Annotated in this window: 8 protein-coding genes; 6 read left to right on the plus strand and 2 right to left on the minus strand. The window is 43.4% G+C overall.

Going from position 1 to position 12,047, the window contains the following annotated elements; genetic code table 11:
• Nucleotides 1–76 precede the first annotated feature (76 nt).
• Complete coding sequence (gene nifJ / locus G5B98_RS07715; RefSeq protein WP_196086573.1) at nt 77–3,679, plus strand: pyruvate:ferredoxin (flavodoxin) oxidoreductase; 3,603 nt, start codon at nt 77–79, stop codon at nt 3,677–3,679.
• A gap of 133 nt (nt 3,680–3,812) precedes the next feature.
• Entirely contained in the window at nt 3,813–4,319 is a 507-nt protein-coding gene (locus tag G5B98_RS07720; protein ID WP_196086574.1) for a DNA-deoxyinosine glycosylase, read from the plus strand.
• 146 nt (nt 4,320–4,465) lie between these two features.
• On the opposite strand, the gene G5B98_RS07725 is transcribed toward G5B98_RS07720, so the two are convergent.
• Complete coding sequence (locus tag G5B98_RS07725; protein ID WP_196086575.1) at nt 4,466–7,030, minus strand: pentapeptide repeat-containing protein; 2,565 nt, start codon at nt 7,028–7,030, stop codon at nt 4,466–4,468.
• A gap of 179 nt (nt 7,031–7,209) precedes the next feature.
• Between G5B98_RS07725 and G5B98_RS09475 the strand changes: the two genes are divergently transcribed.
• The 3 genes from G5B98_RS09475 to G5B98_RS07735 all read left to right on the plus strand — a co-directional run bounded on the left by G5B98_RS09475 (nt 7,210) and on the right by G5B98_RS07735 (nt 9,768).
• Complete coding sequence (locus G5B98_RS09475) at nt 7,210–7,533, plus strand: hypothetical protein (RefSeq protein ID WP_232524573.1); 324 nt, start codon at nt 7,210–7,212, stop codon at nt 7,531–7,533.
• Nucleotides 7,534–7,589: 56 nt separating this feature from the next.
• The gene (locus G5B98_RS07730; RefSeq protein WP_232524574.1) at nt 7,590–8,342 is read left to right on the plus strand and encodes a toxin-antitoxin system YwqK family antitoxin; all 753 of its coding nucleotides are present in this window, start codon (nt 7,590–7,592) and stop codon (nt 8,340–8,342) included.
• 715 nt (nt 8,343–9,057) lie between these two features.
• The gene (locus tag G5B98_RS07735; RefSeq protein WP_196086576.1) at nt 9,058–9,768 is read left to right on the plus strand and encodes an aspartate/glutamate racemase family protein; all 711 of its coding nucleotides are present in this window, start codon (nt 9,058–9,060) and stop codon (nt 9,766–9,768) included.
• Nucleotides 9,769–9,921: 153 nt separating this feature from the next.
• Here the strand turns inward: G5B98_RS07735 and G5B98_RS07740 are convergent, their stop codons facing one another.
• The gene (locus G5B98_RS07740; RefSeq protein WP_346265379.1) at nt 9,922–10,185 is read right to left on the minus strand and encodes an HAD family hydrolase; all 264 of its coding nucleotides are present in this window, start codon (nt 10,183–10,185) and stop codon (nt 9,922–9,924) included.
• A gap of 464 nt (nt 10,186–10,649) precedes the next feature.
• Between G5B98_RS07740 and dcuC the strand changes: the two genes are divergently transcribed.
• Nucleotides 10,650–12,044: a C4-dicarboxylate transporter DcuC gene (dcuC, locus tag G5B98_RS07745; protein WP_196086577.1), complete on the plus strand. Its 1,395-nt coding sequence runs from the start codon at nt 10,650–10,652 to the stop codon at nt 12,042–12,044.
• Nucleotides 12,045–12,047 lie beyond the last annotated feature (3 nt).

Raw genomic sequence — 12,047 nt, forward strand, 5'->3', positions numbered from 1 at the left:
GATTAATAGTAGATTTTGGAAACTATCTCTATAATAAAAGATTTTTAAAAATCGTAAGAAAATTTAAGGCGGAAAAATGGCTAAAATAATGAAAACTATGGACGGAAACGAGGCTGCGGCGCACGCGGCTTATGCATTTACGGAGGTTGCGGGCATCTACCCGATCACCCCTAGCTCGCCGATGGCCGACTACACCGATATGTGGGCGGCTCAAGGCAAGAAAAATCTATTCGGTATGCCGGTTAAAGTAGTCGAAATGCAAAGCGAGGGCGGAGCTGCCGGCACCGTGCACGGCTCGCTGCAAGTAGGCGCGCTAACTACCACATACACGGCTTCGCAAGGCCTTTTGCTAAAAATCCCAAACATGTACAAAATCGCGGGCCAGCTGCTACCGGGCGTCATCCACGTGAGCGCGCGCTCTATCGCGGCTCAGGCGCTTTCTATCTTCGGCGATCATCAGGACATCTATGCCTGTCGCCAAACGGGCTTTGCGATGCTGGCAAGCGGCTCCGTGCAGGAAGTCATGGATATCGCGGGCGTCGCGCATCTAGCGGCGATCAAGGGTCGCGTGCCGTTTTTGCACTTTTTTGACGGATTTCGCACGAGCCACGAGATACAAAAGATCGAGGTGCTTGACTACGCGCACTTTGATAGGCTTCTTGACCGCGAGGCGTTGCAAAAATTTAGAGACGAGGCGCTAAGCCCCGAAAACCCGAAAACTCGCGGCACGGCTCAAAACGACGACATCTACTTCCAGACGCGCGAGCTAGCTAACCGCTACTATGACGCGGTGCCTGATATCGTGGCTGAGTATCTAAAAGAAATTTCAAATATCACGGGACGCGATTATCGTCCGTTTAATTATTACGGCGATCCGCAGGCTACTCGCGTCGTGGTCGCGATGGGATCGGTTACGCAAACTCTCGAAGAGGTAGTCGATCACCTGCGCGCAAAAGGCGAAAAAGTAGGCGTGCTAAAAGTACATCTATACCGTCCGTTTAGCCTAAAATACCTCTTTGACGTGATGCCTGAGACGGTAGAAAAGATCGCCGTGCTAGACCGCACGAAAGAGCCCGGAAGCCTCGGCGAGCCGCTATATCTGGACGTCAAGGCGGCATTTTACGGACGCAAAAATCAGCCAGTGATCGTGGGCGGCCGCTACGGTCTGAGCTCAAAAGACGTCGATCCTGCGCAAATGCTAGCCGTCTTTGAAAATCTAAATTTAAGCGAACCTAAAAACGGCTTTACCGTCGGTATCGAAGACGACGTGACCTTCACCTCGCTAAAAGTCGGCGAGAAAATTTCGCTAAGCGACGCAAGCGTGAAAGAGTGCCTATTTTACGGCCTTGGCGCGGACGGTACCGTTGGGGCAAATAAAAACTCCATCAAAATCATCGGCGATAAAACCGATCTTTACGCGCAGGCGTATTTTGCCTACGACAGCAAAAAATCGGGCGGCTACACGCGCTCGCATCTGCGTTTCGGTAAAAACCCGATCCGCTCGACCTACCTCGTCTCAAATCCGCACTTCGTCGCCTGCTCGGTCGCGGCGTATCTTGAAATTTACGATGTCATAGACGGTATCCGCGAGGGCGGCACGTTCCTGCTAAACTCGATCTGGGACGCCGAGCAGACGGTTGCTAAGCTACCGAATAAAGTAAAGAAAATTTTAGCCGCCAAAAAGGTAAATTTCTACATCATCAACGCTACTAAGCTAGCTCGCGAGATCGGGCTAAAAAACCGCACGAACACCATCATGCAGTCGGCGTTTTTTAAGCTCGCCGACATCATCCCGTTTGCCGACGCGCAAAAATATATGAAAGAGTACGCGCACAAAGCCTACGCCAAAAAGGGCGAAGCGATCGTAGAGATGAACTACAAGGCCATCGATATGGGCGCAGACGGGCTGGTTAAGGTCGCAGTCGACCCTAGCTGGGCAAATTTGACGGATGACGCGAGCGCGGAGGAAAAATACGTCGGCGACGAATTTATAGAAAAAATCGTCAAGCCTATAAACGCCGCCAGGGGCGACAGCTTACCCGTTTCGGCGTTTGTTGGCTTTGAGGACGGACACTTTAAATCAGGAACGACGCAATACGAAAAACGCGGCATCGGCGTCATGGTGCCAAAGTGGATCGAGGGCAACTGCATCCAGTGTAACCAGTGCGCCTTCGTCTGCCCGCACGCAGTGATCAGGCCGTTTCTCATCGACGAAAACGAGCTCGCCGCCGCGCCGCAAACCGTGCAAGATCACGTCCTAGACGCCAAAGGCAAAGAGGTAAAAGGGCTAAAATACAAAATCCAAGTTAGCCCGCTTGACTGCACGGGCTGCGAACTGTGCGCTCAAATTTGCCCGAGCAAGGAAAAATCGCTCGTCATGGTACCTCTAGCCGAGGAAATGGAGAAAAACGAGCAGGAAAACGCCGATTATTTATTTAAAAAAGTAACCTACAAAGACGACCTAATGAGCAAAGATAGCGTCAAGGGCGTTGGCTTTGCTCAGCCGCTATTTGAGTTTCACGGCGCATGCCCGGGATGCGGCGAGACGCCTTATATCGGGCTTGTCACAAGACTGTTCGGCGACCGTATGATAGTGGCAAACGCGACCGGTTGTAGCTCGATCTACGGCGGTAGCGCGCCTTCGACGCCTTATACGACGAACAAAGAGGGCAAGGGCGTAGCGTGGGCAAATTCGCTGTTTGAGGATAACGCGGAGTTTGGTATGGGCATGAACGTCGCGGTAGAGACTCTGCGCCACCGTGTCGAAGACGTCATGCTACGCACCAAAGACGCCGCGCCAAATGCCCTAGCCGCACTATACTCCGACTGGATCGCGCACAAAAACGACGGCGAGAAAACGACGCAAATCGCTAAAATTTTAACGCCGATTTTGGAGCAAAATTTAGACGTAGAGGGTGTGAAAGAAATTTTAGAGCTAAAAAGATACCTCGTCAAAAAATCCCAGTGGATCATCGGCGGCGACGGCTGGGCCTATGACATCGGCTTTGGCGGTCTTGATCACGTACTAGCTAGCGGCGAGAACGTAAACGTGCTCGTGCTTGACACCGAGGTGTACTCAAACACCGGCGGCCAAAGCTCAAAATCAAGCCGCGCGGGCTCCATAGCGCAGTTTACCGCTAGCGGCAAGCCGATGCAAAAAAAAGACCTAGGCTACATCGCGATGACCTACGGAAATATCTTCGTTGCGCAGATCAACTCAAACGCGAGCCAAGCAAACACGATAAAAGCCATCGCCGCAGCCGAGGCCTATGACGGACCTAGCCTTGTAATCGCGTATTCGCCGTGCATCGCGCACGGTATAAAAGGCGGCATGGCGCTCTCGGGCGGTCAAGGCGAGCTAGCGACGAAATGCGGCTACTGGCCGACCTACGTATACGATCCGCGCCTAATCAAAGAGGGCAAAAACCCACTCAAAATGACCTCAAAAGAGCCCGACTGGTCGCTTTACGAGGAGTTTTTGCTAAACGAGGTTCGCTACAACTCGCTTAAAAAAACTAACCCGCAGCACGCAGACGAGCTGCTAGCTAAAAACAAGGCCGACGCGCAAAGACGCTACCGCCAGCTAAAACGCCTAAGCTTAGCTGATTTTAGCGACGAGGTCGAGTCTGGCACGCCTGAGAGCGCCGAGGATGCCTCTGCTGGTACCGCAGCCGAGTAAGGAGCAAATTTCTCTCGCCTAAATTCGACGGGCGAGAGAAAATTTCCGTAAATTTAGCCGCTCGTTCGGGCGGTTAAATTTGCTTTCAAATTTGAAATTTTAAATTTAACGCAGCAAATTTAAAAGGCGCAAAATGAGCCAAACCCATCCTTTTAAACCGATTTTCGATAAAAACTCTAAAATTTTAATCCTCGGCTCCTTCCCTTCTGTGGTTTCTCGTAGATTCGGCTTTTACTACGCAAATCCGCAAAATCGCTTTTGGCGGGTACTGGCCGGGATTTTAAACGCTCCGCTGCCTACAAGTACGGATGAAAAGATAAATTTCCTTCTAGCTCACCGCATCGCTATCTACGACGCTGCGATCTCGTGCGAGATAAAGGGCTCGAGCGATGCTAAAATGACTGCCGTCGCGCCTGCAAATTTAGAGCCGATCTTCAAAACCGCAAATATCACGCAAGTCTACGCAAACGGCGGCAAGGCGCATGAAATCTGCGAAAAATACCTAAAAAATCAAATTTTAAATGCAACGGGCAAATCGCCCGTCAAACTACCCTCGACTAGTCCGGCAAATGCAAATTTTAGCTTTGAAAGGCTCGTGCGCGAGTGGACGGTCGTCGTCGAAGCGTTAAAAGACGGTTAAATTTTATCTATTTAAATTTAGCTATTTTACTTATCTGTTATCGCAAATGGCAAAATCTAAAATAAATGTACCGCCAAAATTTTAAGAAGCAAACAAAATTTTAAAAGGCTTGTTCACCTTATTGCCACTAATAGCGACATAAACCTCTAGCTAGGCACTACAGAATTTCTACGTGCAGTTTTTGTAAGAGAGTAGATGACGAGCAGCATAATAAAAACATAAAGCAAATTTGCACTTTTTTGTATTGATTGCATTGTTTCATCGTATTTTAGAGCATTTAGAGCCTTTTCATACGATTTTTTAGTGGTTTCATTTAAATTTTTGTAGCTGGTATTATTATCCATGGGTTCCTTTGAATATTTTATGTATTTTTTCACAAAATCAATTAAAGGAGTGTTTGTCCTACTATTATCCAATCTTTCTAAAATTATTTTTCTATTTTTAACTATAAAATTGATCTTATGTTCCGCTTTTATATTGGTAAAATTTGCATCCAGAAGCATATCGTCCAAGCCATTATTATTGTATTTTATTATGTATTCTTCAAATTTGCTTTCAGCTATTTTTTCCGATGTAAAAATACCAATAAACGGCGTTATTAATACAGGTTTATCCAAAAAAATAGCCATAAAAATTAAATATGCCATAAAACGCACAAAGCCAAATCTAAACAAATAAAACGACAAAGCATATAATGACACATATAAAAGTATAAAAATAACAACATAAATAGAATAATCAAAGGCATTAACTAAGCCTGGTATGATTGAAATGACATATATAAAAATTCCTATCGGTACAGTCGCCCATCGTATTTTATATTTCATGGTTAAATACAATAAACATGCTAGTAGTCCAATTAGAAAAATAGACAGTAGCAATAACATCAATATTTTAGGACTATCAATCATTGCTTTCAACAAAAAATTATCTAAAACCCAAAAAGACAATCCATACACAGCAATACTTAGAATAGTAAAGTTTATTATCTTAAATAAATTTGTGTGATGATCACTGGTATTTCTATATAATTTTAGCGTTATCAAATCTAAAAAAAGCTCGATACGACTTTTGCTTTTGGGCTTGGCTTCTATTTCATCGACAGATTTTACTTCTTTGCTATTTTCGCTATTTTTAGCCTTTGCATTTTCAAGAGTAAATTCCAGCTCCAACTCTTTACAGTATAGTTCTAGGCGGTGAAACAAGCTTGCGTCTAGCGCATTACCTTTGTTATTTAAAGCGTATTTCATGAGTCTAAACCCGTCCCTAAAGTCATTTGTTGCACTTATATTGTTGATGCTTTTATCGCGTTTGATTTGAGTCTCGATAAGCTCTTTTAGCTCTTCGTAAGTAAAATCCGTTTTTGCATTTACGAAATTTAAAGCGCCATTAAAAATAATTGATGAGAAATTAACCGGTTTTTTAAAAGCGACACTATAAAAGCAAGCGACTTTTTTAAAATCAGCCTCGTGAAAATCGACAAACTCCTCAAAAACTCTATTATTAAAATAAGCATTATCTTGAAAAGTAGTATTGCTAAAATTTACATCTTTTCCAAAAGTAAGATTTATGTCTGTTTTAAAGTCTGCTTTAGCTTTAAATTCGGCATTTTTAAAAATTGCCACGCCTTTAAAGTTTGCATTTAAAAACCGTGCCTCATCGGCGAAAGTAGCAGAGCTAAAGTCTGCATCTGCCTTAAAAACGGCATTTGTAAAATATGCTTTTTCGTTGAATTTCGCATTTGAAAAGTCGGCTTTATTTTCAAAAGTTGTTTTCGTCAGTATTGCTTCGCTAAATTTAGTTCCACGAAATTGCGCCTTTCCTTTAAATTTTGATTTATCTAAATTTACTACGTAATCAAATTTGGCTTCTGTAAAAATTAAGTCGCCCTCAAAACAAGCTTCTTTGAAAAGCATTTCGCAGTTAATTATACTCTTATTAAAACTTAGCTTTTGGTTAAATTTGGCATTGGTAAAATTTATATTTATCCCGTCAAACTGCCTTGCGTGCAAATTAAGCTCGCAATAAAATTCGGCACTTGAGAAATCTAGAACGCTAAATTTCCCTATATCCATAGTAAATTTTTGTTTAAAATAGGCGGCTTCAAATTTTACCTCTCCCAACTCATTTTTTGTATCTAATTTAAAAGATTTATTAAAGATACTACTTGCAAAGGATATATCTTGTCTAGCGTTTTTGGATATGAAATCGCTGTTAAACGTGCATGCATGAAAATACGCATATCCGTCTACGTAAACTTCTTTTGCAAATTCACATCCGCCAAACGCGCTGTTATTGCTGATGTCGCGTAAAAATACTTCGTTTTCAAATTCGCAAGAGCTGATGTTGGGAAATTCAGAGTTGATAGCTATAATAGCTTGCTTGATTTTGTTTAAATTTTTTATATCTTTTTGATTTCCTATAAGGCAGTCTTGTAGGATTATATTTGGTTCATCGCTTTGTAGATACTTTTCTAAATTTATATTATTTTCTGGATTTAGATCCGAATCAAAGACAAAATAATAAAAAATGAAAAAAGATTGACCGTCATATTTGCATTTTTTAACCCAATACTGTTTTTTGGACCGCTCTAGTGCATTAAAAGGATATATATTTTCGCTAATAATTTCAAGCACTTTAAGTCTTTTAAGATCATTTTGCCCAATCTCTTCTCTTGGCGCTTTCAAAATTTTATCTATATCTAAACCCATTTTTAAACCTCGCTATCAAGCACATGCTAAAAATTTACATTATGCGAAATACTATCAAAAACCAACTTGTAAATTAATTATCAATAAATAAAAACAAACAACGGATTTTAGCCTCATCTTCACCTTAAATTTAGTTTCAAATTTTAAAATCACCAAAATCAAACAAAGCAGGGAAAACCATGAAAATCCTAAAATTTCTATTTTTACTTCCGCTTCTAGCCATCGGTGCGCAAGCGCTGGAGCCAAAAGTCGTAATGAAGCCTGAAGCGAGCCTAAAAAACGGGCTTTACTACGTAAAAGGCAAGCCCTACGACGGCACGCTAAAGATGCTTCGATACAGCGTCGAGGACCTATATGACGTAAATGCGATGGGCATGGTCTATCCGAGGCTAAAGCCCCTGCCGCCCACGCTCATACGCGAGATAGACGTGCAGGGCGGCACGGCGGTGCGATACAGGATTATTTTGACGGCAGAGACAAACCCTCAAAGGAATATCCCCTAAAAAACGGCGTTCGCGAGGGCACGGCTAAGCACTACCACGCAGATAGCGGCGCTCTGATGGGCGAGAGCGAATACAAAAACGGCGTCCGCGACGGGCGTTATCGCCGCTACTACTTTGACGAGGGCGGCGCGTTAAAGCAGGAGGGCTTTTTCAAGGCGGACAGGCGAGAGGGCATGTTTACCGACTACTACGTTAGCGCGCGCAGCCCATACGTCGGCGGGATGCGAAACGGCGAGGACGTCGACTACTACAAAAGCGGCAAAATCCGTGGCGTGCGAACCTACAAAAATGACAAACGAGAAGGCGCGGAAAAATGGTACTACGAAAGCGGCGCCGTGGAGGAGACGGGCGAATACAAAAATGACCGCAAAAACGGCGTTTGGAAGCGATTTTACGAAAACGGCAAAACGCGCGTGGTAGAAAATTACAAAGACGGCGAAAAGGACGGCGTCGCGCGCGAATACTACCCAAGCGGCAAGCTACGAGGCGAATACGAGTACAAAGACGGCCGCCAAACGGGCGCAGGGTTGGACTACTACGAGAGCGGCGCCCCGGCTGCCAAAGTGATGTTTAAAAACGGGCGCTATCACGGGCTGTACGAGGAGTATCACGAAAACGGAAAGCTAAAAGCCAGAGTGATGTTTGAGGACGGGCTGGAGGTCGGCGAGGCGCGCCACTACTACGCAAACGGCAAACTCGAAGCCGAGGGGGAGTTTGAGCGCGGTAGGCTCATCCGCGCCAAAAAATACGACGAATCGGGTAAGCTAATCAGCGATAAGTCTGATAAAAACGGACTGCCGAGGGAGTAAATTCGGCTAAATTTATGCCTTTGCGGTTTAAATTTGCTCTTTAAATTTTAGCTTTTAGCCGTAAATTTAACATTTATATCGCTTTGGCTGGAAATTTGGTGCGCAAAGCTCAAAAAAACGGCGAAGCGATAAAAATCTGCGAAATTTTATAAATTTTGCTGCGCGAAACGACTACGCGCAGACGGCGCTTAAATTTCACTGCGCGAGATTAAAGCGCTAAAACGTAAAGCGGCGATATTTGCGCGGGCTGGGGCGGGGACTAGATGAGATTTGACGACAAAACGCAGGTTTTTGCATTTGCTGGCGTAAAACGGAGGCGGTTTGGGCGTCAAGCTAGCATTTAAAAGATGCCGAAGCGACTCTGGCAAAGCACTCCAAAACGTAGGCGCGAGACTTGCGGACGCGAACGGGTAAAATTTGCAGGCGATTTTACCTTGCAAAAAATAAAACTTTGCCAAACCGAAAAGCCGTAAATTTAATCCGCCCGCGCGAAGTAATCAAAATGCCGCTTTTAGCCGATAAAATTTACGCGCAAATTTAGGTCGCTAGCGCGCTAAAATTTGACCACATTTTCGTCGCAGGCTAAAAAATTATGCGGTTTAATTTATGCTCGTTATTTTAGGCGGTTGCAGCCGAATTTAACGCAGCGAGCTAAATTAAATTTATAGCAAATTTAATTTAAAACCGTAAAATCGCCGAAATTTAAGGAGCAAATATGAAAAAAATCGGCCTAATCGGCGGGATGAGTTTTGAGTCCACAGTAACGTATTACGAGCAAATAAATCGCAAAATAAACGAGCGCTTGGGCGGCCTTAGCAGCGCGGAGATACTGCTAAGCAGCGTAAATTTCGAGGAGATCGAGGCCTGCCAGCGCGAAAACAGATGGGAGGACGCGGGCGAAATTTTGGCGCGGCACGCTAGGATTTTACAAGGTGGCGGGGCTGATTTTATCCTCATCTGCACAAACACGATGCACAGGTGCTTTGACGCCGTGCAAAGCACCGTTAGCGTACCCGTAGCGCACATCGCGGACGCCACGCTAAAAGCGCTAAAAAACGCAGGCGTCGCCAAGGTAGGGCTACTCGGCACCGTTTATACGATGACGCAGGATTTTTACAAAAGTCGGTTGATAGAGGGCGGCGCGGAGGTGCTTTTGCCAAGCGCGGGCGATATGGCTGAAGTAAATCGCGTAATCTTTGAGGAGCTTTGCTACGGCAAAATCGCGCCTAGCTCAAAGGCCAATTTCTTGCGCATCATCGAGGATTTTAGGTCGCGCGGCGCGCAAGGAGCGATACTTGGCTGCACCGAGATAGGCATGCTGGTATCGCAGGCGGATACGGATGTGCGGCTTTTTGATACGACGCAGATACACATTGACGCGGCGGTTGAGGCGGCGTTGTCTATGCTTAATCAAAACGGTCGCTAAACGAAGGAAATGACTTAGCCGAGCGGTAAGTAAGGTTGTTTAATAAAATCCACTAATTTTAGTTGCTTGCTAAAAATTTTACCGCTTCATAAGCGTTTTGAAAGATTAAATCCGAATGCTCTTTTAGACTTTGCGCATCCGCGTATCCGCAAGTTAGGCCGATACCTTTGATGCCGGGTTCTTTACCGCCATTAGATCCATCTGCGTATCGCCTATCATAAATGCGTTTCGCTTATCTTTTCCAAGTTTTGCAAGAGCTAAATTTACGGGCTCCGCGTTAGGTTTTGGATTTAGCACGTCGTCGCGGCCTACCACCACTTTTATAAAATTTAAGACCCCTAAATTTTTAAGCAAAATCTCCGAAAATTTCGACGTTTTCGTAGTAACTACGCCGACATCGGCAATACTAGATGCCAAACCTACGGCATCTTTTGCAAACGGCAAACTCGAAGCCGAAGGGGAGTTTATGCACGGCAGGCTCGTGCGCGCTAAAAATACGACGAATCGGGTAAGTTAATCAGCGACAAGTTTGATAAAAACGGACTGCCGAGGGAGTAAATACTAAAATAAGTTGCTACTGGCATCATTTGAATTTTTACCAAACCAAATATTTACGTCCTTTTTTATTTTGAATATTTTAATTAGCTTTAAATCACACTACAATAGTCGTACTTAATATTAAAATTTTTATATTTATCTTTTGTATCTTAGTCATAAAAGCAACAATTTCATTTATAAAATCGATAATATTTTTATAAATAAAAGCGAAATTTCAATATAACAAGTAGTATAATTGCAAGCATATAAATATTATTTTTTATATTTTAAGTGTATTTTGATTTTTGTATTCTGGTTTTTAAATATCTTAATAAGGAGCAAAAATGCATACTCTTGGTCTAATCATAGCTCTACTTACGCTTTTTGTTGTAGGCTGGGCGATTTTAAAAGGCAAATACGCCACTTTCGTTCTCTTGCTCTCTGGCGTTATCATGCTTGTCTCTTCGGTCATTCTTGATACGGGAAAATTTTTACCAGAAAAGGTAAAGAGCACTGGAAATTCCTTGCTAGATGTAGTTGAGTTTATCCGCTATATGCTCTCAAATAATTTTTCGCAACTTGGACTTTTAATTATGTTAATGGTCGGTTTTGCAAGTTATATGACTCATATCGGAGCAAATCAAGCCTTTGTAGGCATCGCCACAAAAAGGTTTAAAGCCATAAAAAGCCCATATTTTATGATATTCATAGCTTTTTGCGTAGCAAAACTTATAAGCATGGTAATAACCAGTGCGGTTGGACTTGGTGTACTTTGTCTTGCGCTTCTTGGACCAATTCTTATATCACTAGGGCTAAATAAACTAAGCGTTGGTAGTATTTGTGCGATGAGTGGAGCTAGCTCAATGGTACTTCTTGGCTCATCAACAGCTGCCGCTGCAAAAGCAACTGAACTTGAGGTACTTGATTATGTTTTTATCTATAAAATTCCAGCAGCTCTTCCAACTGTGCTCGTGATCGGCATTGCATTAGTTCTTTGGAATAGATACTTAGACAAAAAAGAAGGTTGGGTTTGTAGCGAGCATGTAGGAGAGAGCATTAGTTTTGACGATAAGGTGGATGTTCCAAAAGAGCAAGCACCTATGATCTATGCTCTTTTACCATTTTTACCGATGATTTTAGTAGTAGTTTTTTCACCATATTGTTTAAAAACCATAAAATTAAATATATCAAGCGTCATAATCCTTTCTATGATAATTGCTATGGTTTTTGAAGCATTTAGACATAAATTTAGCTTTGAAAAGCTTGGTGAAGGGCTAAAAGTATTTTTTAATGCCATGGCAAAAAGCTTAAGCGGTGTTGTTATGCTAGTTGTAGCAGCTGGTATATTTGCTGAAGGTTTTAAAGCTCTTGGTATGCTTGATGCTATTGTAAATTTGGCAAAAAGCATAGGTTTTGGAGGGCTTGGCATGTCTATACTTTTTGTATTTATAACAACCATCGTTACAATCATAGCTGGCTCAAATGGCGCAAGCTTTTATCCGCTTTTAAACATGGTGCCAAATATAGCTAAGAGCTTAAACATCAACTCTGTTATGCTCGTGCTTCCTATGCATCAAGCCTCCACAATAGCTAGACCACTTTCACCTGTCTCTGGCGTAGTGGTAGCCATTTCAGGTATGCTTCACATTAGCCCGCTTTCGCTAATTAAAAGATGTAGCGTGCCAGCTATTTTAGGTCTTATAAGCCACCATATATTTGTATTTTTACTATCATTTTAAGGA

Origin of the sequence: Campylobacter concisus (genome assembly GCF_015679985.1) — a bacterium.
GTDB lineage: Bacteria > Campylobacterota > Campylobacteria > Campylobacterales > Campylobacteraceae > Campylobacter_A > Campylobacter_A concisus_AC.